Genomic DNA, 24,044 nt, shown 5'->3' with positions numbered 1-24,044 from the left:
TATAAAATTAACTATCATATAATTTAATAGGTGAATATTAATGGAAAAGGCATGTCGAATAATTATAAATGATATTATTGAAGGAAAAATATCCACTCGACGTGAATTGGAAGTCAAAAAAAGGCAGCTTTGCCGTGAACTGAAGCTATCAAGATTCATGAGCAATGCAGATATTCTTGAATATGCAAGCCCCGATGAAAAGGAACTGGTTTCCGATACGCTAAAGAAAAAGCCGACAAGAACCAAATCCGGCGTGGCAATCGTAGCGGTAATGTGCCATCCCCACAAATGCCCTCACGGAAGATGCATGTACTGTCCTGAAAGCGACATCGCCCCTCCAAGCTATACCGGTGAGGAGCCGGCGGCCTTAAGGGGAAGAATGTTTGAATATCATCCTTACGTTCAATGTTTTAACCGTTTAGCGCAGCTTAAAAAGATAGGCCATCCTGTAGACAAGGTGGAACTTATAATAATGGGAGGAACATTCCCTTCAAGAGACCTGTGCTATCAGGAATGGTTCGTTTCACAATGCCTCAAGGCCATGTGCGATTTTGGACTGATTTTAGAAAACAATGCGGAACTTGAAATCAATAGTGAATTAATTAGAGAATTTGAAAAAGATGTTTTGAAAACATATCCTCCAAACGATTATGTTTTGATAGATGAAGCCCAGAGAGTTAATGAAAACTCCAAGGTCAGATGTGTGGGAATGACATTCGAGACACGTCCGGATTACTGCAAAAAGGAACACATTAACAGGATGCTTAATTTCGGCGTTACAAGAGTAGAGCTGGGCGTTCAGACACTGTCCGATGAGATATATAAGAACGTCAAAAGGGGCCATACGATAGCGGACGTCATTGAGGCAAACCAGCTATTGAGGGATTCAGCCATCAAGGTGGCCATGCACATGATGCCTGGCCTCTTCGTTGACAAAAAGGAAGACATTAAAATGTTTAAACAGCTGTTCAGCGACGATAATTTCAAGCCGGACATGCTTAAAATCTATCCATGCCTCGTTACCAAGGGAAGCGAAATCTATGACATGTGGAAAGAGGGCACCTACAACCCATATAGCGATGAGGAAGCCGTTGATTTGATTGTGGAGATTAAAAGGATTCTTCCGAAATGGGTAAGGACCATGAGAATCCAAAGGGACATCCCGTCCACATTAATTGAGGCCGGCGTTCAGAAATCCAATCTCGGTGAGCTCGTATACAACAGGCTGGATGAAAATGATATTAACTGCCAGTGCATAAGATGCCGTGAAATCGGCCATAAAAAAACAAAGGAAAACTACACGCTGGAGGATTTCAAATTATTCAAGGAATCATACACCGCCTGCGCAGGAGAGGAAACCTTCATCTCAATTGAAGATAAAAACGAGGAAAGCATTGCAGGATTTTTGCGTTTCAGAATTCCTTCAGAAAATGCCTTCAGACCGGAAATTACGGATAAAACCGCATTAATACGTGAGCTCCACGTCTATGGAAACATGATTCAGATCGGAGATAAAAATCCGGCCATAGGCCAGCACACCGGCTTTGGTGAAAGGCTTTTAATGGAAGCGGAAAACCTGGCAGTTGATAATGGAAAGGATGAAATAGCTATCATAAGCGGTATCGGAACAAGAAATTACTACCGCAAATTCGGCTATGAGAGAAAAGGGCCATATATGGCCAAAAAACTAATTTAAAAAATCAAGTCACAAACTTTAAATAGTTTCATTCGTATATCTACAAACAAATTAAATAAATGAGAGTGGTAATAATGTATAAAATAAAAAGCTCAAATCACTTGGCTAGTCTTATTAACTACACAAACCTTAATAATATGATTAGCGAAGAGGAAATGAAACAGTTTTTAACTGAAGCATCTGAATTCGACTTCAATTCAGTAATTATTAATCCAACCTATGTCCCGTTAGCCAAAGAGATATTGGCAGAGCGTGACACAACCGTTGAAAGCGTTGTCGGATTTCCGTTGGGCTGTGAAAGTACCGAATCCAAAGTTGCAGAAGCCAAATCATTGATTGAAAACGGAGCCGACGCAGTAAATGCCGTGATTAATTTAAATCATGTTGCAAGTGAAAAATATGAATTGATTGAAGAGGAAGCCAGACTGCTTAAGGAGGCCGTTGGAGACAAAACATTAAAAATGATTATTGAAAGCAAGATTCTTGAAGACGAACAGAAGGCAAATATCGTCATAAGGCTTGAAAATGCCGGAGTTGACTATATCAAGACATCTACAGGATTTTTAACGCCAAACCACATTTATGAAATCGTTAATGACATCAACATATTCCAGAGATATGCTCCGAAAACTAAAATCGAGGTATATGACGGAATTGATATCTGGAAAATGGCCAATCAGGTATTGACCGCAGGCGCTGATTTGATTGCGTCAAATAACGGATATGAAATTGTTTCCAAATACAGGGAACTTAGAGAAAACACACAAGTAAAACCAAAACCAATTACCTTAAGGTAAAATTAAAAAAAAACCATCACCATATCATAGGGGATTTAAAAAAAGACCTACTTATTTTAGGTTAAAATTTAAAAAAAATAGAAAAGTGGATGCCATGGGCCGGACTTGAACCAGCGACATCTAGATCTTCAGTCTAGCGTTCTCCCATCTGAACTACCATGGCGTATGGACCGAACGAGATTCGAACTCGTGATCTCCTCCACGTCAAAGAGGAATCATACCCCTAGACCACCGGTCCTATACAACATTATATGTTTTATCAAAAGTAATATATAAAACTTTGCAATAATAGAACCGATAAAAAAGAAAAAAAATTGACCACAAGAAAATGGCCAATAGTTAAATAACAAGTAAAAAGCCTATTTGATTGCTAATTTAACATCTTCAGCTTTTACAGTTTTTCTACCAGCGTGGCGTGCGAAATTAACAGCTTTTTTAGCGATTTCGTCACCTTTTTCTTCTAATGCTTCAGCTAATGCAATTTTTGCTTCGTCGCTAACTCTTGCAGCTCCAGCATTTTTTAAGATACGACCTACTGGTGCGATTGGTAATTCACTCATATTTTCACCTCCAATTAAAAGGTAGTAATGCATAGTATATAAACTTTTTGGAAAAAAAGGCCTAATTTTTACCTAAACATTAACCATGAACCTATTAACAAAGTGTTTTAATAATAGAAAAATAATAAGAAAATAACTAATAATTAAAGACATTAAATATATGAAAATTATGAAAATAACACATTAAAATAATAAATTATTCTACAACACCCCTAAGATATGTGGCCGTTGCCTGAGTTATCTTTACACGAACAAATTCGCCTAAACTGACATTTTCAACTACAACAGGAATATATGAATCAGTCTTTGCAATAAATCCGCCTTTACTTCCCTTTTCGACAACCAGAATATTTTGATATGAATCCAATAATTCCTCGTTTTCTGCTTGGGTTATTTCACTCTTGATTTCGGATAAAAATTTGGATCTTTTCTTCATAACGTGATGAGGAATTTCCTTTAATGATGAAGATATTGCACCTTTCCTGTGCTGATATTTGGACAAGTGAATTATACTTGGTTTCACATCATTAAGCAATTCGACGGTTTTTTCAAAATCATCATCAGTCTCTGTTGGAAATCCGACAATGATATCTGTAGCCAAAGTCAAATCAGGAATTTCACTTTTGAATTTATCCACAATTTCAAGATATTGGGCTATGGTGTGACCACGCCTCATTTCCTTCAGGACCTTGTCACTTCCACTCTGTACAGGCAAATGAATAAAATCATATACCTTAGGATGTTTAATTGCATCGATTATTTCATCAACATCATTTAAAATATTTTTAGGGTGCATCATTCCAACACGAATTCTGAAATCTCCATCTAAATTAGCCACTTCTTTGATTAAATCAGACAGTTTTTCACCAGTGTCCCGGCCATACGCTGCAGTGTCCTGGGCAGTGAGCTGGATTTCACGGGCGCCGTTTTCTATTGCCCATTTCGCTTCAGCCTTAATATCTTCAATAGGATAGCTGTTGAGCGGTCCACGGGCAAATCGGGTACAGCAGAATGTGCACGCTCCCAGACAGCCTTCACAGATTTGAATGATGTGAATCAGACTGTCGTCAGTAATTTTAGGAACGTTGACTTTACTTTCCTTTGAAAATCCGGATTCGCGTATCACTTCACCGCAATATGTCTTTTCAACAACATCTGCAACCTTGTTCAACTGGTGAGGCCCAATCCAGCTGCAGTCAGGCCCAATGCTTTCCAGCTTTTCCGGATCGATTTCGACCATGCAGCCTCCGACGATGATTTTCTTGTCGGGATAATTCTTCTGCAGCTTTTGGATTTTATGAATCACCTTGTTTTCGGTAGGCAGCTTGACATAGCAGGTGTTTACGATAACGACATCAGCATCGTCAATAGTATCAACCAAATCAATGTCGTTTTCATTTAAAACACCAGCCATTATCTGGCCGTCTGCCTTGTTGAACGTGCATCCGTAGGATTCTATATATACTTTCATGAAAGATTCTCACTTGGTTTTCTTGAAGATATTGTCAGTCAGATCATAGTCGTAGTTGTTGAACTTGACCGGCTTTGAATAGACCCTTTTAATAACACTGGCCTTTGCAAAGCCTGAAGTGAGCTTGCGCTCAGCAGTCTTAATGACATGTACCTTGACGATATGGTTTTCAATTTTTACGACATCACCAGGTGCTATTTCAAAATCCCTATCCAAATCAAGCTTGTATGAGTCGACCTTTCCATGAAGGTCAACTGAAAATCCGATACGTGCAGGGATTTCAACTGAAGTCGCCCAGATTGTTCCGACGTCTTCCAGCAATGCCTTTTTAACTCTTTTGTCGTCAACTTCAATACTTGTAACTTCCACTTGACCCAAATCGGAAAGCAGAACGTCTCCAACTTTCAGTTCTTCACTTGGAGATAATTCGATTGTGGTTTTATGAGATTTATTTTGTTCAGATATGATAAGTCTATACTCTTTAGGTTTTTTTGCGGAAACAACATCCTTGAAAACGTGACCGCAGTCAAAACATTTCAAAAGATATTCTTCCATTATCTTCTTTTTTGATTCCTTCTGTTTTGAATTTAATATTTCAATATCGTCAGAACCGCAAATAGGACATTCCATTTTTTAATGCCTCCTTATAAAAATAAATAATTAATCGTTTTTTAGATGGTGATTTACCAAACCGCCATCTTCCAAAATGTCTAACATGAATTCCTTAAATGGCTCGAAGTTTGCTTCTTCGCCGGAAGTTTCATTGATTAAACTTCCTTTAGATAAGTCTATTTTAATAATGTCACCGTCTTTAGCTTCGATATCGCTTACGATAACCGGCAGACCTATATTAATTGCATTTCTATAAAATATTCTTGCAAATGACTTGGCGACTATTGCATCAACGCCTGCAGTCTTGATAGCTACCGGAGCCTGTTCTCTTGATGATCCGCATCCGAAGTTTTCATCTGCAACAATGATATCACCCTTTTGAACATTTTCAGTAAAATCAGGCCTTTCCCCTTCAAGGACGTGGTCTGCCAAATCCTGAGGATTGAATGTTCTCAAATATCTTCCGGGTATGATGACATCGGTGTCTATATTTTCACCGAATGTCCAGGTTTTTCCACGAATAATATCCATAATAATCACTATTTAGTAAGAATATGGCCATGATTTTGGGCTTTGGTCGTAATGACAATGCCGTCATCGCCAACGTAATCTTTAATTTCATCAACTATGTGCTTATTGGTTTCATCGTAAAACGAATAGACCGTCGGGCCAAAAGAGCTCATTCCAACGGCATAAGCACCTATTTCTCTTAATTTCTTCATCAGATTCTTGATATTGTCAGTCTGAAGAGAAACTTCAATATTCTTGAATCCTATTGTCTGTATCTTATTAATTATGTTTCCAAAGCATGGCAAATCCTTTTCAATCAAGAAAGGAATCATATTCATGAAAACAAGATGGGAATAAAGTTCCACTTCCTGGGTGTCAATAGGACAGTATTCCTGGAAGATGTTTACTTCCTTCTGGCCGTTGACGCTTACGTCTGACTTTAATATGACTAATAAAACACCCCATTCTTCAGGGAATTCGTAGCGTCCGAAAAGTTGTGGCGGACTGGCTTTGGAAGCTGAGGAAGGCAGAAAAGAATCCTTTTCCTTCTTGCTGTGTCCTCCGTCAACAATGAAACCACCATGGTCAAATGCAAAAACGCCTATGCCTGAGGTTCCTCCACGGCCGGTGATTTTACCGAGACTGACTCCGTTGGATTCCTCACCGATATGTTCTGTAATCAATTTTCCGGTGGACAAAGCTATCTGAGTTCCGGAACCAAGTCCTGAATGAGGAGGAAATGCCTTATCTACCCTAAAATAAAATCCTTCATCAACGTCATAATAGTCAATTACCTTTTGAGCGGCGTCATTGATTTTCTTTACGCATTCATTTCTTATTTCATCACTGAAATCATAGTTTTCGTTAAAGTCAATTGTAATTCCATTTTCAGCACTTTCACCATATAAACAAAAGTTAGGGTCTTGGATAGCAAGCCCGATTCCACCGTCGAGCCTCCCATAAGACCCATTCATGTCAATAAGGCCTAAATGGAGTCTTGAAGGTGATTTAATATACATGATAATATCCTCAGCAAATATGATTATTCTTTAGACTTGAATGGAGTTGAGAATTTTTCTTCAACACCATCACGATACATTGAGTTATAGCTGCAGAATGGAATGATTCTGCCGTCAGGAGTTGCATAGTGGATAACGCACTTTCTAACCCTGTCTTCATCGAAGTTAAATGAATCCATGAAGTGCATGCATGAAATGAGCATCGCATCTTTTGAGAATTCACCCAATGCTTCATAGGACCTGTGCGTAAACATGTTAAGGAAAATCTTTTTCGCATCCATGTTTTCCGGAGCCTCATCTTTGTCAATCAGCTTAGGAAGGTCTTTTGTAGCGCTTGCAAGAACCCTTTTCCTGATTGCGAATCCTCCTCCCATCAATCTTTCGGAGTATCCGTCCAATTTTTCAAACAATAAATCGATGTCAATGAATCTGTTGATTGGAGTTAACTTGTCCTTTCCAGGACCTTCGGTCTTGTCCCTGAATACATAGGTAGCGATACCACAGTGCTGATGGCAGTTAAGGGTAACGCTTGGCTCTTCACCGTCCAGGGCACCTATGAAATTAGCTACTGCTTCAACTGAAGAAGGCGGGTAGAAATCTGTTGTTTTGACTTGACCGTCAGTCTGTTCTTCTATTATCTTAATGAAATCAGGAATGGTTATTCTTTGCTCTTCCACCTGATCTGAAGGAGTTCTTCCGGCAAATGAAACAGGCTGGAAGTTAACACCATAAATAATGTCATTGTTGTCAAATGCGAACTTTATGATTTCGCCGACCTGGTCGTCATTAACTCCTTTGACCAATGTAGGAACCAGCACTACACCCAATCCGGCTTTTCTACAGTTTTCAATAGCCTGAATTTTTTGAGGAAGCAAATCCCTTCCCTTATTAATGATATAAGGCTCTGGAGTAACCCCTTCAAAAGACAGGTAAACTGTATTGAGACCTGCGTCTTTCATTTCCTTGGCCAGATTTTCCTTCAATGCTAATTTAATACCATTGGTAGCAATTTGAACGTGAGTAAAACCTTCTTCCTTAGCCATTGCAATTAATTCGACAATGTCTTTTCTGACTGTAGGCTCTCCGCCGGCATACTGGATAGCGAGAGCAGGATGAGGCTTTATATTTCTGAAATTCCTAAGCATCTGTCTAATTTCATCCTGGCTAGGCTCATAGAGATATCCTTTAGCTGCAGCATTGGCAAAACATACAGGACATCTTAAATTACATCTGTTCGTTACATCAATTAACCCTAAAACGGTAGAAGTTTCATGTTTTGAACAAAGTCCACAATTATGCGGGCAAGAAGTAAAATCTTCCACGTTTGGATTTGCAGGAGATGTAATGGACGGTTCATATTTATCCACTCTTTCATAAATCCCATCATCACTCCAATAAGTGTTAATAAACTCTCCGTGTTCTTCACAAGTCTTTTTTATGTAAACTTTTCCTCCTTCATCAAAGACTTCCGCATCGAGAGTTTTACCACACTCAGGACATAAACTTTTTGTATCTTTAATTTTCAAAAAAATCACCTTTCCTAGAAAAACATAACTCCAAGTAATACAAACATATTAAGAATAAATATAGTTAATTTAATATTTAAAGTTATTTAAAACTTATATACTTTAATGACTAAAAGAATATTTAAAAGAATTTAAATGGTGTTTTACATAATGAACCTTGACCTCACAAGCTTAGCAATAACATGCGTTGCAGTACTCTATTTCATTCTCCCAGCCTATGTTTCAAACAGCGGAGGATTAATATTTGGAGGGGGAACTCCTCTAGATATGGGAAAAACAGATAAAAATGGCGTCCGCTGGATTGGAGACGGCGTAACATGGAGAGGATTAGTTGGAGGAACACTTATCGGAACCCTTGTTGGAGCAATTCAGGGATATTTCGGAGCCGATTTGCTCAGCCTATATGGGGACGTGATTGTAACGCCAATAGCCGTCGGCATTTCAAACGGCATAATAATCGGCTTTTTACTTGCATTCGGTGCACTTATTGGAGATGCTGCAGGAAGCTTTTTAAAAAGAAGACTTGGAATCGGACGTGGAAAACCTGCACCGATACTTGATCAGATTGATTTTTTAGTTGTTGCGCTGCTATTCGCTTCACTGGTCGTTAAATTCACTTGGGAATTCGTCATAATTGCCATCATACTGACCATTATCATACATCTGATAGCAAATACCGGAGCATATCTGCTCGGAATGAAAGACGTTTGGTATTAATTGGCGTATTTGGATTTTCCGCCCAAAAGAGAATCTTTTTTATTGTTATATCCTACGGTTTTGCCCGTTTTGAATGCAGCAGCCTTCGCATCAACTGCGAGCCTGTCCGCCTTAATGTTTAACTTATTGTTGGAATGGCCTCTTACCTTAACGAACTTAAGATTGCAGGATTTATCTTTAATTTGAGCCATCAGTTTCCATGTTGCCTTTATGATTTCAAGATTCTTGATTGGCTTACCGTCTGATTTTCTCCATCCTCTTCTTTGCCAGTTTCTGGCCCATTTGGTGTAGATGTCAATGCAGTATGATGAATCGGAGCATATTTCAACGCTATCCTGAGGACTGCATTTTGAGAGGAAGTCCTTCATTGACGCGTAAATTGCATAGAGTTCCATTTCATTGTTTGTGGTTAGCGGGCATCCTCCGGACTGGCTTGAATCCTCATTACCATCAATTAATAATACAAAAGCCCATCCTCCGGCTTCACGAACATACTGTCCCTTTTGGCGCTTCATTGTAGCGGCGCCGTCAGTATAGTAAGTGTATTTATCAGGCATTTAAAAACCCCTTAATTAAGGTATTTATCCATCATTACAGCAGTTCCCACAGCAGGAGCTACAACGCACTGCTCATCTGTCAGGATATCGCCCATGGATTTGACTTCAAGACCAAGCAATTCCGCTGCAGGCTTATCAAGAATATCCTTGCCCAAACCTGTTGTAATGATTAAATCAAGGCCCTGGGTTTCATGAACCTGTTTAAGACCATCTGCAATCTGTTCAATCTGCTTTTGGTGAATGAATTTAGCCATTTCGATGATTTCATCTTCGCTCAGCATTTCCAAATCGGCACATACTACACGGGCAATTCTTTTGGCGCAGTCGATTTTTGACTTTGATTCACCGTCAAAGGTGTCACAGACATAATCCTCTTCGCTGATTAAGTCTAATACCATGTAGACGTCTGCGGTTTGCGCAAAGAGTTCACTGGCGACACGATACTCCTTTCCATTGAGCTCCACCTTATCTAAAAAGCTTGCGAGATTCGTTCTCAAGGTTCCTGTGTAGACCAGTTCTCCGGTGGCGGACCTGTCAAAGTCGGATTTTCCTATTGCGCATTCACTGCCATCCTTGATTGGGATAATGTCAGTGGTTGTGCTTCCGGTATCGATGAAAATGCAGTTGTCGGATATTAATGTGGCTATCTGGGCCGTTGCAATCCAGTTTGCTGCAGCAGCCTTAAGGGGATCCTTTCGGATTTCTTCCAAAGACAGCATTCCGTCAATTCCCACATAGGCTACAGGACATGAAAAGGTTTCCTCACATTTATTAACGACATCAAGAACCCCATCCTTTTTGGTGTCGTATGCATCGACAAGCTCTGCGGTCATGGATATTCCTACAGCGTCGATTTCAGAAACCGGACAGATGTTTTCTATCAGTTCAATCAGAACCCGTGACAAGTCATCGTTATTGCTCCACATCGGAAGGTAAGCGAAATCAACTTCAATGTTTTTTATTTCGCCGTTTTCAAAGTCAATTACTGCCAAATCGGTGTTTGCACCACCAATATCAAAGCCAGCTATTTTCATGTTTTAGAGTCTCCTGATAATCAAGTCATCGTTTTCTTTTATGAATTCCACTTTTCCGTCAAGGGAAACTTCAACTTCATCAATGTTACCTTCGATTATCGTTTTGGCGATGTTGAAAGTTGCAATTTGTTTAAGTCCAACATATGGTGTTGTAAACCTGGAATTGACTTCAAGCAGGTATGCTGGATAGATATCATCATCACTGACTATCAAATCAACACCGACAAAACCGTTCAAGCCTTCAATGGATTCGCAGGCTTTTTTTGCAATGTCAAAGAGCTCGTCTTTAACTTCGCTTTCATAAGGTATTTTTCCGCCGACATATGTTCCGTTGTTTTTATCAAGCTCTACAAACTGTTTGTTCAGGCTTATCGGTACGGCAGTGCCTTCATGACATATTAAGCTGACGCTTACGTCTTCGCCTTCAATGAACTCCTGAACGACTATTCTGGAGCCTTTTTCAAATATTTCCTCCAGATCATAGCTTAAGTCATTAATGTCTTCAATCAATACGACATTTTCACAGTCAACGCCAATCAATGGCTTTATTATAATCTTAAGGGGTGTTAATGGGTCTTCAGCCTGCCATTTGTCATAGAGGTTTTCAATAGCTCTTTTCCAGTATCCCTTAGGATCTATTTTCATTCTGAATGTTCTTGGCTGAGGAACGGTATTTCCAATCGTTTCATAGCTTAAGGACTTGTCAGATGCAGTCAGGCATGCATCGCTTGAAGATGTGTAAATTGATACGCCACTGTCTTCCAGAATCTTTGTAATGTTATATAAATTATTGTCATTTTCGGCTGCAATAAAAATGGCCCTTTTGAAGTTGGCCGCATTATCTTTAAGCCAGGAGATAATGTCTGTATCAATCAATATCGGATTGACATTTTCATATTCTTTAATAACATCTTCATATGATTCGTTTAAAACCACATCCAAAGCATAATCCTTCAAATCATCGATTAATGCAAAAAGCAATGCTTCCGCTTCTGAAATTATGCTTTTATCCTTTTCACCTGAAGCGGTGAAATACTCAAATACTAATATTGATTCATTGGAATTTGTCATAAGTAACACACATCTCTTTTATATTTAAATCATCAGCTGGAAAACGCATCTTTTCTCCGTCGAATACCATGTGAATCAGGGCATTGTTTTTCTCTTCGAATTCATTAACAGTAATATTTTCATTAATCAATGCCATTTTTCTTTCAAATGATGTCATGATGTCTTCGGGAGCCTTGATATCAAGTAATCCGTTATCGTAATAATCCTGAATTGCATCAACGGTTTTTTGAGCTGAATCACCCTGTCCGTAAGGGTTTTCAGCGTTTCGCATCCTGTCTGCAAATTCTTTGTCATTTAATATTTTTTCTGCATTTTCAAGGATTGCTTTCTTGTCGGAGCCCACCAGGATGTTTCCTCCGGCCGTTACCGTTTCAGGCCTTTCAGTATTGTACCTTAACGTTAATGCGGGAACGTTTATCGTGATTGCCTCTTCCTGAAGGCCTCCGGAATCTGTCAAGATTAAGCTGGACTTTGAAGTCAGCTGCAGAAAGTCCAGATAACCTATCGGCTTGATTATATGAACATGATTTAAATTATTCAGCTCATCAAAGAGTCCAAAGCTTTCCAGAGTCTTTTTTGTTCTTGGATGTATCGGGAAAATTATATTCATCTGATCGAGTTCCTTCAGGGCTTCGATAATGCTTGTTACCCTTTCTTTGTCGTCGACGTTTTCCGCCCTGTGCATAGTTAAGGTCAGGATATTTTTCATATTGTCAATGTCCAGCTCGGCAAGTGATTCGTCCTCGAATCCCCTTTTTCTGGCGATTTCAAGATGCCTGAAGCAGGCGTCGACAACGGTGTTTCCGGTTATTATCAAATTTTTCCTTGAAAATCCTTCAGCCAGCAGGTTAATGGCTGATTCTTCAGTTGGGATAAAGTACATTGTTGAAGTAACGTCGCAAGCTCTGCGGTTGATTTCTTCGGGCATCGTCATGTCAAATGACCTGAGTCCCGCCTCGACGTGGCCGACGGCAATGTGCAGTTTGGAGGCCACAAGAGCTCCTGCAAGAACCGCATTGGTATCTCCCTGAACCAAAACGATATCCGGTTTTTCATCCACCAATACCTCTTCAATGCCTTCCATCATCAGTCCCGTCTGCTTTCCGTGAGAACCTGAGCCCACATGAATATTGTAATCCGGAGCAGGGATTTCAAGGTCTTTAAAGAAGTTATCGGACATTTCCTTATCGTAATGCTGTCCCGTATGAATAAGAGTTAAATCAATACCTCTTTTTATAATTTCATCGATAATTGGGGCCATTTTAATGATTTCGGGCCTTGTTCCAAGTACTACAGCAATTTTCATAATATCCCTCAAAATATACTATATTCATTATCATATATATAATATTAAAAAAAGCTTTAGAATTGTTCTTTCAATCTTTTAATAGTGGTTCTGGCATATATGAAGTTTAAAATGGATGCAATCATTCTACCTACTGCAAGTCCTGTCCATATACCTGTCAAACCCCAATTAAAAACAATACCAAAGAGATAAGTGAAACTGACAGTGAAGATTACTTCCCTTATGATTGTCCAGGCAAGGCTCGTGGTTCCCCTTCCGATTCCCTGATACATGAAGCTTGAAGGCATTCCTATTCCGACCAGAAGCAGTCCAAAAGAAGCAATTCTTAAAAAGTTAGTGATTTCAGGAACCAATACAGCTGTTTCTGGAGTGTATGCAAAAAGCAGCGCCAATTGTGGTGCAAATATTACCAGAATAAGCATTAACGCAACCCCTAAAAGCATTGCAAACTTGGTACCATAGATGTGAGTCCTGTCAAGATAATCGCCGTTTCTGGCACCGAAGGCGCTACCGCTGACGGCAGCTACGGCACTTCCGATGGAAGTAAGAGGCATGATGGCGAATAAATATAATCTCTGGCCTGAAGTGAATGCAGCGATACCGTATTCACCTGCAATTGATGAAATGAATACCAGATAAAGACTCATTGCAATTGACATCATCAGCATGTCCAGGGAAGCAGGAATACCTACCTTCAGGATATCCATTACTATTTTTGAATCGAATTCAAAGTCCTTGAATGTAACGTGGACGTAGGTGTCCTTTTTAATTAAAATCCAATACATTATAACTATTGCAGAACCCAATGCACTCATGATTGTTGCAAGAGAAGCACCAGCTGAGCCCAGATTAAGCACATATATGAAAAGAGGATCGAGAACAAAATTCAAGACAACGGAAACGATAATTGCATACATTGCCCTTTTCATATCACCTTCCCCACGAAGAATACCGCTTCCCCCATTGGAGAACATGAATGCGAATAAACCAATAAACAATGGAGTTCCGTACTTTATTCCTTCAGCCAACGATTGTCCTGATGCACCGTAAGTCTTAAGCAAAGGCTCCAGAAGCAGAAGCAGAACACATGACATTATTATGGAAGCTGCCAAAAATATCAATATTGCATGAGTTGCCGATTTATTGGCCCGTTCATGATTCCTTGCGCCGACGGCACGGCTGATGCTGCTCGTTGCACCGTTTCCAAGACCTATGCTGAAACCGTTAATAATCATGAATATCGGCGTTACAAAGCCTATTCCGGCAATGGCTGCCTGACCCAGTCCGGCTACCCAAATACCATCAACGATATTATAGGATGCCGTTAAAAGCATTGAAATCATAATTGGAATAGCCAGTTTCCTTACAGCTATTTCCGGTTCTCCCCTCATCAGTTCAACGTTATCGTTAGCCATTGTCAGTCAACCAAAAAATGAATTTTAAAATCTGTTTAAATATTTGTTAATCTAATTAAATAAGCATTTTGAGTGAATGCTTAATAAGAAAATTATTTACTTTTGGAAAACTGCATGTATTTTTAAAAATCACATGTAAAAATTAGAATTTTCAATAATCTTTTAGCTGTTTTTTCTCCAATCAACAAATGCATTACATCAAAATCAAATAACTAAATATTTTAAATAAATTGCATATAAATACTCATATCGAAACAGTAAGTTTTGATTGAGAGGTCTTTATGTTAGACAATTTTTTCAAATTTGAGGAAAATGGTACAGACTTTAAAACAGAAATATTCGCAGGAATTACTACTTTCCTTGCAATGGCATATATTTTAGGGGTTAACCCAACAATGCTTGCAGATGGCGGAATGCCTGCAACAGGAATATTTTTCTCTACAGCGATTGCATCGGGGATTGCCTGTATAATAATGGGTCTTGTTTCCAAATATCCCATCGGTCTTGCACCCGGAATGGGACTTAACGCATTATTTACATACACGATTATTATAGCTATGGGAAACACATGGGAAACGGCACTTGCGGCGGTTTTTGTTTCAAGCATAATCTTTATAATAATAACGATTTCCGGATTGAGGGAAGCTATTTTAAATATCATCCCTGTTGACTTGAAACTGGGTATCGGTGCAGGTATTGGATTTTTCCTGGCATTTTTAGGTCTTAAAGGTGCTGGAATCATTGTAAGCAATCCTTCAACAATTGTCTCTATGGGATCTCTTCTATCTCCGACGGCATTGCTCACAATAATCGGCATTATGGTTACAATGATTCTATTTGTTCAAAAAGTACCTGCCGCAGTGTTTTTCGGATTGGTTGAAACAGCCATTATCGGTTTGATATTTACTTATATTGGATTTGGAACCGGAAACCCTTTAATGCCTTCACTTCCACAATACATCATATCATTTAATTTTGATACTACATTATTCTTCGGCTTTGCACGTGGATTCGGGCAGCTGTTCTCCAATATTCCTAATCTGATAATGATTGTATTTTCATTGCTATTCGTTACATTTTTCGATACTACAGGAACTTTGATTACACTCGGAAGACAATGCGGATTCATTGATGAAGACGGAAAGGCAAAAAACATAGAAAAGGCGTTCTTAAGCGATGGAGTAGCCGGAATGATCGGTTCCATCTGCGGTACAAGTACCGTAACTGCTTTTGTGGAAAGTGCTACAGGCATCGGTCTTGGCGGAAGAACAGGACTTACCTCTATTGTAACGGGCATCTTCTTCATATTATCCATATTCTTCGCTCCATTGATACTGTCATTATTTACTGCTCCGGTAACCGCCTCAGCATTGATTATTGTCGGTTTTTTAATGATTGAACAATTAAAAGAAGTGAACTTGGATAATATAGATATTGCCTCATCCGTATTCATGACAATCATCATGATGGTATTGGGCTACTCAATTTCCCTTGGTATCGCATGGGGATTCCTAACTTATGCCGTAGCGACAGTCGCAATGGGAAAATACCGGGAAATGTCGTGGGGAATGTGGATACTTACAATAGTCTTTATAATTTACCTATTCTTCGGACTATAGTTGTATGGGTAAATCATACAACTTTTTAAAATTTTAAAAGTGGTGAAAAATGATTAAAAAGATTTCTGTTATCTTAATAATAACATTATTTGCAATAAGCGTGGCATATGCTGTGAATGTTAACGATTTACAGGTCCCGTCCGACTTTTCGGGAAAGAGAAGCGATGGAAACTACTTCATGCCAAAAACCTATGACAATCCTCGTTTTATTATCGGTGAATTCAACGACAGCAGCCCATCTTTTAAAAACTCATCAATGTATGAGTTCTGGTCAAGCGGAGAAAAAGACATATTCTGCTTTTCAAATCGCCAGGCAAGCGATATGGGTGCCATTGAGCTGATTCAAATCGACGGGAAAAAGTATACGGTTTCAGTGCTCTATGCAAGCACCATAATAGATGAGGATTACATTAACGATTCAATTAATTATCTCAAGGAATTCAACAAATTAAATAACATAACACCAATTAAGCCTTAAAGCAAATCGTTTAAGCTTTTTATCATGGATTCACGGATTGCATACTTTTTTTGCAGATTGTCCAGTGAATTTACCAGATTTCTTCTGAAGCGCTCGCAGGCGTAGTCATCATAGGTAAACCTGATGCCGTCATACTGGATATCCATTAAAATCAGATATTCGGCTTCCATTACCTTAATGTGTGCCCTTGGTGAGTTCTCTTCAGGATTCAATAGCTCCTTTATCTCATCCAGAGTTATCTTATCGTTTGCATAATCTACAAAGACCCTCATCATCTTTCTTACCATATTCCAGAGGAAAGACTCACCGTAGATGTCTACAAAAATGGGACTTAATGTATCATGGAGATTCGGAAACTCCCTTTTGTGATAGTCATCTAAATCAACTTTAGTAATTTTTATGTCGTCAATCGTTCTTGTGGTTGTCTTTTGAAACCTTTTGGTGAAATTGGTGAAGTTATGGGTTCCTTTAAAGACTTCCGCAACCTCCTCAAGCTTTTCGACGTCAAGATTCTGGAACAAAAGATAGCGATATTGCCTCATCTGGGCATATCTCGGCTTGAATGCGTAGCGAACAGGCGCCTTTGCAAGAATCTGGATATCGTCAGGCAGGCTGTTGTTGATTTCATTAACCCTCACTTCCTTTTCGGACTGAAAGCTTATTACATTGCCCAGACTGTGGACTCCGGCGTCAGTTCTGCCAGCTATCCTAAATCTGGATTTCTTTAAATCATCAATATAATCCAATTTACGCAAATGATAAATTAATTCCTCTTCAACAGTCCTTAAATCAGGCTGCCTTTGAAAACCGTGAAAATTAGTACCGATATATCCAATCTTTAATGCTGTTCTTTTCATCAATAATAGATATTAATCTTAATATAAAATAAGTTTTAGGATTTTAAAATCCAAATTATAAATTTTTAACCATGTGGCTTGTTTCGTCATAATCGTCTTCTTCGACTGTTACCTCATAGCCTAAAGACTTCCAGAATGCAATGGCTGCATCAAGATATCTATGTGTATGAAGGTAAATTTTATCATATTTTTGGCTGCGTGCAAATTCTTCCATTTTGCCTACAAGATTACGTGCAAGGCCATGCCTTCTATACTTTTCATCGACCATTAACCTCCAAATGCTTGCAGTGTTTTCGGCCGAATAAATGCCTTCAAAGATTTCATAATCCTTATCGTATGCCCTAATGCCTGCGGTTGCTACAATCTCATCCCCATTAAAAGCAATGTAAAAATTGTTTCGAGGCGGCAAAAGGTAATATTTCTCCAAATCGTCGATGTCATAATGATATTCAGGCATCCTGTCGATTCCATAAACCTTCTTGATTTGGTCAAACAGGAAAGATTGGGCTAGGCTGATTTCATCATCATTAATTTGCCTGATTTCAAAATCCATAATTTTCCCCCAAAAAAGTAATGAAAGAGAAATTAAAATAATTTCTCTTAAATATCCAGTTATTTATGTGCAGTTTCAGGATTGAGTAATTTTTCAACACTTTCACCGATTAAGTCAAAGAGCAATACAACAATCAGCAGGGACATACCAGGGTAGAATGCCAACCACCAGTATCCTGATGAGAGATAGTGCATTGATTCAGACAGGATTACCCCAATTGCAGGTTCGTGAGGTGGTAAACCGAATCCTAAGAATGTTATAGCAGCCTCGTGCATAATTGCGTGAGGGAACATCAAAATAACACCCACAATAATCTGGGAAATAACCAACGGTAAAAATATGTTTCATTGCAATCCAAGCCTTAGATCTACCGAAATTTTGGGCTAAGGCAATAAATTCCTTTGTTTTGATTTCCTTTACTTCGGATCTGAGAACCCTTGCGAGAGGAGTCCAGTGAGTTAAACCTACACCCATGATAACCCCGAAGGTTCCTCCACCGAACATGATGGAAACAAGAATAATCAAAAGAATGTGAGGTATTGATCCGAATAAGTCAATGATTCCTGCAACTATTTCATCAGCAAACCTGTTGAAACTTGAAAACAGTCCCAAAATAATGGAAATGACTGTACTGATTGCAGAAGCAATGATACCTACAGTCAGACTTAATGCAAGTCCCGCAATGGTTCGCTGAAACATGTCTCTACCCATCCAATCAGTACCGAAAAGGTGTTCCAGTGAAGGCATTTGATTTGCGCTTGCAAAGCTTGTTGGAATCTCCCCAATGAATAGGCTGGCTATCAGGATACTTGCAATAACCACTACTGAAATAGCAATGATAACAAGAGTTTTTGTCCTGAGGTTTGCATTGTATACAAACCACTGTTTCTTATCGTCCTGTTTTTTTCTAATCATTGAACTCATTCTCCTTGATTCTTGGATCTATAAAGTAATAGGAAATATCCGCAAGCAGGTTACCTACAAATACAAAGATTGCACTGATTACAACAATTCCTAAAAACAGCGGAACATCATTCTGAAGACCCGCCGCTACAGCAGTCTGACCGATACCGGGATAGGAAAATACCTGTTCCACAAGTACAGCACCTCCGAAGAGTTCACTGAATGACATGAACTGCAATGTGATTGCCGGCAATAATATGTTCCTGATACCATGGTCTTTAATTAAATTCCAACCTTTTTCACCTCTTGATTTTGCAAACAATATATAATCAGAGGATAATACGCTAACCAATTCATTACGCGTGTACATTGCAATCGGCGCCAGACCGACCAGACTCAGCGTCAATGTAGGAAGCACCAGACGTGACGCCCATTCCAGGAATGTCGCATCCGTACTCTTGGTACCTATAGGAACACCGAATCCGATTGGGAACCATCCCAGATAAACTGCAAATACCATTAAAACAAGCATACCGACCCAGAAGGATGGTGCAGATTGAATTGCGTAACAGTAAACTTTTACAGCTTTATCAATCCAGGATCCTTTGTTTTTACCTGCAACGATGCCTAATGCAAAACCGATGATTCCGCTAAATATCCAAGATAATGACATCAATGCAAGAGAAGTCACGAACTTATCAATGATTACGTCAATTACAGGAGCGCGATAAATCAATGAGGTACCAAGATTACCCTGAATCAAATCCAACAGCCAGTGATAGATTTTAGTAGGCAACGGCACTCCAACACCAAAATACTGTTCAAGAATTGCTCTTTGAGCCGGAGATACAGCAGCACCTTTTAAATAAGCATTAACTGGATCAATAGGGGATAAATCTAATAGTACAAAACTAAAGATTGCAACAGCAACCATCAATATTATGAATCTAACAAATTTGTATCCGAAAAACTTCAATACCTTTTTCTTGTTCATAAATTAACCCCCTTGAATTTTTAAAAAATAAAAAAGGAAAGGACATTAATTAAGCCCTTGTCCATTCACAAATGTTTATTAAAATATCGTTTCCTAATCCGTCAGGTTGGCTTCCGATATTGATACCGTCTTTAATGAAGTAGTTGTAGTCGTAATTAGCAATCCATACCCATGGAGCGTCACCAGCAGGACCCCAACCTCCGCCGTTAACTAATGCGGATTGTGACCATAAGCTGTTAGCTTGAGCGAAGTCGTTAGAAGCCATAGCCTGTTCCATTAAAGCGTCCGCAGCAGAGTTGTTGTATAAGTTAGGGTTCATGTAGAAACCGTCCATCTCTTTACTGTGGTATTGTTGGTAAATGGATTTGTATGGGTCTGGGGAAGTCTGTTGCATTAAAGCGGCTGAGCTGTACATGTTTGCATAAATGGTATCCCAGTCAGCACCGACAAGTTTTACTTCAATACCTATTTCTTTTGCCTGTTCAGCAAATACGGTTGATAGAGATTGTCTGTCGAGATAGTCAGGAGGGTAGTATAAATCGAATGAAGCTTTTACACCATCTTTTTCAACGATTCCGTCTCCGTCAGTATCGTTCCATCCTCCTTCTGCGAGGATTTGTTTTGCTCTGTCGATGTCACCATCCTGAACTTTAGCGTCAGGGTTTGCGTAATCCCTTGTATCTACACCAGTGTATTCAGGTGAAGCGTGACCTGCAAATACGGATTGTACAGTTTTATTACGGTCAATACCGACGTTTAATGCTTCTCTGATAGCATGGTCAGCAGTGACGTTGTTACCTACTTTGTAACTGTCATTTGTTACGATTCCAGTGTCAGGGAGATATGGTAAGGAAACACCTTGTGCCCTACCGGCAGATTTTTCAACGAACTGGTATCCGTTAACGCTTTGGTTTAATGCGGAAGTTGCAACAGGCACAACATCTACATCACCGGATTTAGCTAATTCTAACCAGGTTGCTTCTTCAGGGAACAATAAGGTAATTTGAGTGAAGTAAGGTTTTTGTCCGTAGTAATTGTCATTTATTTTGAAAATTGCCTGTTGACCTTTATCCCAGTGGTCTAAAACGTAAGGTCCAGAACCGATTGGTTTTTGACCGTAAGTATTGTTGTCATATGTATCAGAAGGAACAATTCCAAGATACCTTAAGTCGTAAATGAATGTTGATCTAGGTTCTACCAAATGGAATTCAACACAGGTATCATTTACTACAGTTGCATTTTCAAGGTTGGTTAAATCCAAGTCAGTTTCTAGTTTTTTTGCAGTATTGAATGTGAATGCAACGTCTTCAGCATTTAAGGTTGAATTGTCTGAGAATTTAACGTCATCACGAATGTTTACTGTCCAAGTTTTTCCATCTTCGCTTATTGAATAATCCGTTGCAAGATCCGGAGCAAATTCACCGGAGCCGTTTGTTTTAAATAAACAGCTTTGTACTAAAGGATTATAATTCTGGTGTCCGCATCCCCAACCTGTGAGAGGATCGAAACCAGCTTTTGGTTCTTTAATATTACTGTGTGCTGCTACAACCAAATGGGTTGGATCGTCGTCACCGACACCGTTGCCCATGAATGCATAGGCAAGACCTCCGATAATGACGATTGCAGCGATAATACCAATAATTATCTTTTTGTCCATAATTTTTCACCTAAATTATTTAAATGCAATATTAAAATTAAGTAATACTTTTTCATAGAAATATGAGTAAAAAGTAATACTTTTATGAAATATTTTAATATTGTTCTTATATTTGAGAACAAATATATAAAAAGATTTTTATTACAGTTAAAGTATGTTTAAAAAATTAAAATATAGAAAATTTAAATATAAATAAATTCTACAATATCATAACTTATATTAAGTAAAATTACACTACAATACAAAAAATAAGTATTAAAATTATACATTTTTTTAATATAAGAAAAAGAAAAGTAATACTTTTATTAAATTTAAATAATATTAGGAGCAAATTAATTGCAATGACACTCTCTGAAAAATTAAGAAAATTCATACTTAAAAACGGTGCAAAGGAAGTAGGATTTGCAGACATAAACGGATTCAGTCCAAAACCTGGATTGAATACAGGCATCGTATTTTACCTGACATATCCCAAAGAGATAATTAGAAACATGGGAAACGCACCGACCCAGGAATATCTTGAAGAGCTGATAAGCATCAATTCAAGACTGGACGATATAGGAATGAAATGCGAAAATTTCCTGATTGACGAGGGATATGAAGCCTATGCCCAAACCAAAAAGAGACTGGGCGGGGACTTCGGAGAGTTCAACTCATTCGAACTGCCCCACAAGACCATTGCCACAAGAGCGGGACTCGGCTGGATCGGTAAATCAGCACTCTTTACGACATTCAAATACGGATCAGCCCTAAGGCTGTCTTCAGTATTGACAAATGCCCAACTGGATTTCGGAAAGCCGATACTTAAATCAAAATGCGGAAAATGCATGGAATGCAGGGACGCTTGCCCTGGAAACGCAATAAGCGGAATACCATGGAACTATACGCTTAAAAGAAACGACTTTTACGATGACAAGAAATGTGAGAAATACGCTCTGGAAGTCTCATATGAAAATTTGGGAAAAGCAGATACCGTATGCGGGAAATGCATATTCGCCTGTCCGCACACTCAAAAATACATCAGGCACTAAAGTTCAACGGCATAATTAAAGACAGACTGAGGGGAAGTAAGCTCAATACCCTGAATCTTTTTGTCCATGTGGACGGTTTCAAGATCATCATTCGTATCAAGAGTAATGACAAAGCCCATTTTTGTCCAGAATTCAAGAGCACCATTTAAATTTCTATGAGTATGCAGGTAGATTTCCTCATAACCGCATTGATTTGCAAATCTTTCGGCTACGCTGAACATCTTTGAAGCAAGACCGCAGCGCCTGTATCTTTTATCAACAAAAAGTCTCCAGATGCTTGATGTCTTTTCCTCAGAATAGAGATGCCTGAACTCCTCAAAATCCTTGTCATATGCCCTTATGCCGATGGTTGCTATGATTTCATTGGTTTTGCCATTGAAAGCTACAAAAAAGTTATTTTTTTCAGGGTTAATGTAATATTCATTCATTTTAACGATGTCCTGATGCCATTGGGGAACATAGTCATAGCCGAATTCGATTTTAATCTGCTTAAAGAGAAAATCCTGAACATTGCTGATTAATTCCGAATCGTTGCTTAGCTCCCTGATAATCACATACATCGTTACACCACATTAATGTATTACTTTTTCTACAGAATTTATGTTATCGGTAATACTTTTCAGTTATTTTTAAATAACTTTAATATTGATAAGGTTCAAATTAGTATATAAAAGTTATTATTTGAAACACATAACACTAAAAAAGGTGATTAAATGGAAAAGGTATTGGACGTAGAAAACGTTTCTATTTCTTTTATACAATACACCCAGGGATTAAATCAAAGAGAACTAAAAGTAATAACAGATTTGACTTTAGATGTTTCCGAAGGAGAAATCTTAGCGGTTTTGGGTTCAAGCGGTTCCGGGAAAAGTCTGCTTGCACACGCAATATTCGGAATACTTCCCGAAAATGCAAACCTGAACGGAAAAATCAGCTATAAAGGAAAAGAATTATCACAGGAAGACAAGGAAGAACTTAGAGGAAAAGAAATAGCATTAATTCCACAATCCGTTAACTTCTTAGATCCTTTAATGAAAATCTCCGACCAGGCTATCGGACATATCGACAGCAAGGAAGAAAAAGCGGAAAAGAAAATCAAACAAAGGGAAATCTTCGAGCATTATAACCTTGGCCCTGACGTGGATGAAATGTATCCTTTCCAGCTGTCCGGAGGAATGGCCAGAAGAGTTCTGGTTTCAACCGCACTGTTATCCGACCCTAAACTGGTCGTTGCAGACGAGCCTACGCCAGGTCTTGATGAAAAAACCGTAGAAGAAACCTTGAATCATTTCAGACACATGAAAGAGGACGGTGTCGGAGTCCTTCTGATTACTCACGATATTCATGCAGCTCTTGAGGTTGCAGACAGAATCGGAATCTTCTATTCAGGTTACGTTATAGAAATTGCCAAAGCAGAAGACTTCTCAGGAGACGGTGAAAACCTTCTTCACCCGTACACCAAATCGCTGTACAAGGCACTGCCTGCAAACGGATTCGAACTTGTAAAAGGCCATCAGCCACTGCACGGAGAAATACAGGAAGGATGTCCTTACTACAGCAGATGCGAAATGCGCTTTGAAAGATGCAAAAACGAAAGGCCGCAATTGCGTGACATGGGAGATAAGAAAATCAGATGTTTCAAATACGAGGAAGGTGAATAA

The 24,044-nt window shown here is 38.9% G+C and carries 23 protein-coding genes, 2 tRNA genes and 1 pseudogene; 7 read left to right on the top strand and 19 right to left on the bottom strand.

Annotated elements, in window-relative coordinates; translation table 11 throughout:
• Positions 1–40 precede the first annotated feature (40 nt).
• Both F3G70_RS00585 and deoC read left to right on the top strand, forming a co-directional pair.
• A complete protein-coding gene (locus F3G70_RS00585) occupies positions 41–1,696 on the top strand; it encodes a tRNA uridine(34) 5-carboxymethylaminomethyl modification radical SAM/GNAT enzyme Elp3 (RefSeq protein ID WP_149730772.1) in 1,656 nt (551 codons plus the stop codon).
• A 59-nt stretch (positions 1,697–1,755) separates the two neighbouring features.
• On the top strand, positions 1,756–2,493 hold the full coding sequence (gene deoC, locus F3G70_RS00580; protein WP_316502624.1) for a deoxyribose-phosphate aldolase: 738 nt from the start codon (positions 1,756–1,758) through the stop codon (positions 2,491–2,493).
• Between the two features lie 90 nt (positions 2,494–2,583).
• On the opposite strand, the gene F3G70_RS00575 is transcribed toward deoC, so the two are convergent.
• The 8 genes from F3G70_RS00575 to tes form a co-directional block, all read right to left on the bottom strand.
• Positions 2,584–2,656, bottom strand: a tRNA-Phe gene (locus F3G70_RS00575).
• 3 nt (positions 2,657–2,659) lie between these two features.
• Positions 2,660–2,731, bottom strand: a tRNA-Val gene (locus F3G70_RS00570).
• A 121-nt stretch (positions 2,732–2,852) separates the two neighbouring features.
• Positions 2,853–3,053, bottom strand: coding sequence for a histone family protein (locus tag F3G70_RS00565; RefSeq protein ID WP_149730770.1), 201 nt, complete (start codon positions 3,051–3,053; stop codon positions 2,853–2,855).
• A 196-nt stretch (positions 3,054–3,249) separates the two neighbouring features.
• Complete coding sequence (locus tag F3G70_RS00560; protein WP_149730769.1) at positions 3,250–4,524, bottom strand: tRNA (N(6)-L-threonylcarbamoyladenosine(37)-C(2))-methylthiotransferase; 1,275 nt, start codon at positions 4,522–4,524, stop codon at positions 3,250–3,252.
• 9 nt (positions 4,525–4,533) lie between these two features.
• Positions 4,534–5,154 carry an HVO_0476 family zinc finger protein gene (locus F3G70_RS00555; RefSeq protein ID WP_149730768.1) on the bottom strand — a complete coding sequence of 207 codons (621 nt, stop codon included), beginning with the start codon at positions 5,152–5,154 and terminating at the stop codon, positions 4,534–4,536.
• Positions 5,155–5,184: 30 nt separating this feature from the next.
• Complete coding sequence (gene hacB / locus F3G70_RS00550; RefSeq protein WP_149730767.1) at positions 5,185–5,667, bottom strand: homoaconitase small subunit; 483 nt, start codon at positions 5,665–5,667, stop codon at positions 5,185–5,187.
• An 8-nt stretch (positions 5,668–5,675) separates the two neighbouring features.
• A complete protein-coding gene (locus F3G70_RS00545; RefSeq protein WP_149730766.1) occupies positions 5,676–6,665 on the bottom strand; it encodes a beta-ribofuranosylaminobenzene 5'-phosphate synthase in 990 nt (329 codons plus the stop codon).
• Between the two features lie 23 nt (positions 6,666–6,688).
• Positions 6,689–8,191 carry a tetraether lipid synthase Tes gene (gene tes / locus F3G70_RS00540; RefSeq protein ID WP_149730765.1) on the bottom strand — a complete coding sequence of 501 codons (1,503 nt, stop codon included), beginning with the start codon at positions 8,189–8,191 and terminating at the stop codon, positions 6,689–6,691.
• Positions 8,192–8,341: 150 nt separating this feature from the next.
• On the opposite strand from tes, the gene F3G70_RS00535 reads away from it, so the two are divergent.
• Positions 8,342–8,908 (top strand): CDP-2,3-bis-(O-geranylgeranyl)-sn-glycerol synthase, encoded by a 567-nt coding sequence (locus F3G70_RS00535; RefSeq protein WP_149730764.1) that lies wholly within the window; start codon positions 8,342–8,344, stop codon positions 8,906–8,908.
• Here F3G70_RS00535 and F3G70_RS00530 read toward each other — a convergent pair.
• From F3G70_RS00530 to F3G70_RS00510, 5 genes are read right to left on the bottom strand one after another with little or no spacing between them, the layout of a single operon-like run.
• Entirely contained in the window at positions 8,905–9,465 is a 561-nt protein-coding gene (locus tag F3G70_RS00530) for a ribonuclease H family protein (protein WP_149730763.1), read from the bottom strand. The two genes, F3G70_RS00535 and F3G70_RS00530, sit on opposite strands and share 4 nt — an antisense overlap.
• 11 nt (positions 9,466–9,476) lie before the next feature.
• Complete coding sequence (locus F3G70_RS00525; RefSeq protein WP_149730762.1) at positions 9,477–10,499, bottom strand: hydantoinase/oxoprolinase family protein; 1,023 nt, start codon at positions 10,497–10,499, stop codon at positions 9,477–9,479.
• Between the two features lie 3 nt (positions 10,500–10,502).
• Complete coding sequence (locus F3G70_RS00520) at positions 10,503–11,570, bottom strand: ATP-grasp domain-containing protein (RefSeq protein WP_149730761.1); 1,068 nt, start codon at positions 11,568–11,570, stop codon at positions 10,503–10,505.
• The gene (gene wecB, locus F3G70_RS00515) at positions 11,554–12,876 is read right to left on the bottom strand and encodes a non-hydrolyzing UDP-N-acetylglucosamine 2-epimerase (RefSeq protein ID WP_149730760.1); all 1,323 of its coding nucleotides are present in this window, start codon (positions 12,874–12,876) and stop codon (positions 11,554–11,556) included. Before wecB ends, F3G70_RS00520 begins: the two co-directional genes overlap by 17 nt.
• A 56-nt stretch (positions 12,877–12,932) precedes the next feature.
• Positions 12,933–14,291 (bottom strand): MATE family efflux transporter, encoded by a 1,359-nt coding sequence (locus F3G70_RS00510; RefSeq protein ID WP_149730759.1) that lies wholly within the window; start codon positions 14,289–14,291, stop codon positions 12,933–12,935.
• A gap of 281 nt (positions 14,292–14,572) precedes the next feature.
• Between F3G70_RS00510 and F3G70_RS00505 the strand changes: the two genes are divergently transcribed.
• Positions 14,573–15,910, top strand: a complete 1,338-nt coding sequence (locus F3G70_RS00505) for an NCS2 family permease (protein WP_149730758.1) — start codon at positions 14,573–14,575, stop codon at positions 15,908–15,910.
• A 49-nt stretch (positions 15,911–15,959) separates the two neighbouring features.
• Positions 15,960–16,388 carry a hypothetical protein gene (locus F3G70_RS00500; protein WP_149730757.1) on the top strand — a complete coding sequence of 143 codons (429 nt, stop codon included), beginning with the start codon at positions 15,960–15,962 and terminating at the stop codon, positions 16,386–16,388.
• Here F3G70_RS00500 and truA read toward each other — a convergent pair.
• The 5 genes and pseudogenes from truA to F3G70_RS00475 all read right to left on the bottom strand — a co-directional run bounded on the left by truA (position 16,385) and on the right by F3G70_RS00475 (position 21,352).
• Positions 16,385–17,245 (bottom strand): tRNA pseudouridine(38-40) synthase TruA, encoded by an 861-nt coding sequence (gene truA, locus F3G70_RS00495; RefSeq protein WP_149730756.1) that lies wholly within the window; start codon positions 17,243–17,245, stop codon positions 16,385–16,387. The genes F3G70_RS00500 and truA overlap by 4 nt on opposite strands.
• A gap of 55 nt (positions 17,246–17,300) precedes the next feature.
• Positions 17,301–17,798 carry a GNAT family N-acetyltransferase gene (locus tag F3G70_RS00490; RefSeq protein WP_149730755.1) on the bottom strand — a complete coding sequence of 166 codons (498 nt, stop codon included), beginning with the start codon at positions 17,796–17,798 and terminating at the stop codon, positions 17,301–17,303.
• A gap of 59 nt (positions 17,799–17,857) precedes the next feature.
• Positions 17,858–18,713 (bottom strand): annotated as a pseudogene (locus F3G70_RS00485) (ABC transporter permease).
• Positions 18,706–19,695, bottom strand: coding sequence for an ABC transporter permease (locus tag F3G70_RS00480; RefSeq protein WP_149730754.1), 990 nt, complete (start codon positions 19,693–19,695; stop codon positions 18,706–18,708). The pseudogene F3G70_RS00485 and the gene F3G70_RS00480 overlap by 8 nt, the downstream one beginning before the upstream one ends.
• A gap of 49 nt (positions 19,696–19,744) precedes the next feature.
• The gene (locus F3G70_RS00475; protein WP_149730753.1) at positions 19,745–21,352 is read right to left on the bottom strand and encodes an ABC transporter substrate-binding protein; all 1,608 of its coding nucleotides are present in this window, start codon (positions 21,350–21,352) and stop codon (positions 19,745–19,747) included.
• Between the two features lie 341 nt (positions 21,353–21,693).
• Here F3G70_RS00475 and F3G70_RS00470 point away from each other — a divergent pair, with 341 nt between their 5' ends.
• Entirely contained in the window at positions 21,694–22,383 is a 690-nt protein-coding gene (locus tag F3G70_RS00470; protein ID WP_149730752.1) for a 4Fe-4S double cluster binding domain-containing protein, read from the top strand.
• Here F3G70_RS00470 and F3G70_RS00465 read toward each other — a convergent pair.
• Positions 22,380–22,943 carry a GNAT family N-acetyltransferase gene (locus tag F3G70_RS00465; RefSeq protein WP_149730751.1) on the bottom strand — a complete coding sequence of 188 codons (564 nt, stop codon included), beginning with the start codon at positions 22,941–22,943 and terminating at the stop codon, positions 22,380–22,382. The genes F3G70_RS00470 and F3G70_RS00465 overlap by 4 nt on opposite strands.
• A 153-nt stretch (positions 22,944–23,096) precedes the next feature.
• On the opposite strand from F3G70_RS00465, the gene F3G70_RS00460 reads away from it, so the two are divergent.
• Positions 23,097–24,044 carry an oligopeptide/dipeptide ABC transporter ATP-binding protein gene (locus F3G70_RS00460; RefSeq protein ID WP_149730750.1) on the top strand — a complete coding sequence of 316 codons (948 nt, stop codon included), beginning with the start codon at positions 23,097–23,099 and terminating at the stop codon, positions 24,042–24,044.

This window comes from Methanobrevibacter millerae (assembly GCF_900103415.1).
In the GTDB taxonomy this organism is placed as follows: Archaea; Methanobacteriota; Methanobacteria; order Methanobacteriales; family Methanobacteriaceae; genus Methanocatella; species Methanocatella millerae.
Note: the sequence above shows the minus strand (reverse complement) of the source record. Positions and strands in the feature narration are given on the sequence as shown.

Bases quoted from the DNA above. Each gene is read 5' to 3' on its own strand.
- deoC (WP_316502624.1), top strand. From the start codon at position 1,756: ATGAGAGTGGTAATAATGTATAAAATAAAAAGCTCAAATCACTTGGCT.
- F3G70_RS00565 (WP_149730770.1), bottom strand. From the start codon at position 3,053: ATGAGTGAATTACCAATCGCACCAGTAGGTCGTATCTTAAAAAATGCT.
- F3G70_RS00525 (WP_149730762.1), bottom strand. From the start codon at position 10,499: ATGAAAATAGCTGGCTTTGATATTGGTGGTGCAAACACCGATTTGGCA.
- F3G70_RS00555 (WP_149730768.1), bottom strand. From the start codon at position 5,154: ATGGAATGTCCTATTTGCGGTTCTGACGATATTGAAATATTAAATTCA.
- F3G70_RS00510 (WP_149730759.1), bottom strand. From the start codon at position 14,291: ATGGCTAACGATAACGTTGAACTGATGAGGGGAGAACCGGAAATAGCT.
- F3G70_RS00530 (WP_149730763.1), bottom strand. From the start codon at position 9,465: ATGCCTGATAAATACACTTACTATACTGACGGCGCCGCTACAATGAAG.
- F3G70_RS00585 (WP_149730772.1), top strand. From the start codon at position 41: ATGGAAAAGGCATGTCGAATAATTATAAATGATATTATTGAAGGAAAA.
- F3G70_RS00470 (WP_149730752.1), top strand. From the start codon at position 21,694: ATGACACTCTCTGAAAAATTAAGAAAATTCATACTTAAAAACGGTGCA.
- wecB (WP_149730760.1), bottom strand. From the start codon at position 12,876: ATGAAAATTGCTGTAGTACTTGGAACAAGGCCCGAAATCATTAAAATG.
- F3G70_RS00490 (WP_149730755.1), bottom strand. From the start codon at position 17,798: ATGGATTTTGAAATCAGGCAAATTAATGATGATGAAATCAGCCTAGCC.
- F3G70_RS00465 (WP_149730751.1), bottom strand. From the start codon at position 22,943: ATGTATGTGATTATCAGGGAGCTAAGCAACGATTCGGAATTAATCAGC.
- F3G70_RS00480 (WP_149730754.1), bottom strand. From the start codon at position 19,695: ATGAACAAGAAAAAGGTATTGAAGTTTTTCGGATACAAATTTGTTAGA.
- F3G70_RS00520 (WP_149730761.1), bottom strand. From the start codon at position 11,570: ATGACAAATTCCAATGAATCAATATTAGTATTTGAGTATTTCACCGCT.
- truA (WP_149730756.1), bottom strand. From the start codon at position 17,245: ATGAAAAGAACAGCATTAAAGATTGGATATATCGGTACTAATTTTCAC.
- F3G70_RS00560 (WP_149730769.1), bottom strand. From the start codon at position 4,524: ATGAAAGTATATATAGAATCCTACGGATGCACGTTCAACAAGGCAGAC.
- F3G70_RS00460 (WP_149730750.1), top strand. From the start codon at position 23,097: ATGGAAAAGGTATTGGACGTAGAAAACGTTTCTATTTCTTTTATACAA.
- F3G70_RS00535 (WP_149730764.1), top strand. From the start codon at position 8,342: ATGAACCTTGACCTCACAAGCTTAGCAATAACATGCGTTGCAGTACTC.
- hacB (WP_149730767.1), bottom strand. From the start codon at position 5,667: ATGGATATTATTCGTGGAAAAACCTGGACATTCGGTGAAAATATAGAC.
- F3G70_RS00475 (WP_149730753.1), bottom strand. From the start codon at position 21,352: ATGGACAAAAAGATAATTATTGGTATTATCGCTGCAATCGTCATTATC.
- F3G70_RS00500 (WP_149730757.1), top strand. From the start codon at position 15,960: ATGATTAAAAAGATTTCTGTTATCTTAATAATAACATTATTTGCAATA.
- F3G70_RS00505 (WP_149730758.1), top strand. From the start codon at position 14,573: ATGTTAGACAATTTTTTCAAATTTGAGGAAAATGGTACAGACTTTAAA.
- F3G70_RS00545 (WP_149730766.1), bottom strand. From the start codon at position 6,665: ATGTATATTAAATCACCTTCAAGACTCCATTTAGGCCTTATTGACATG.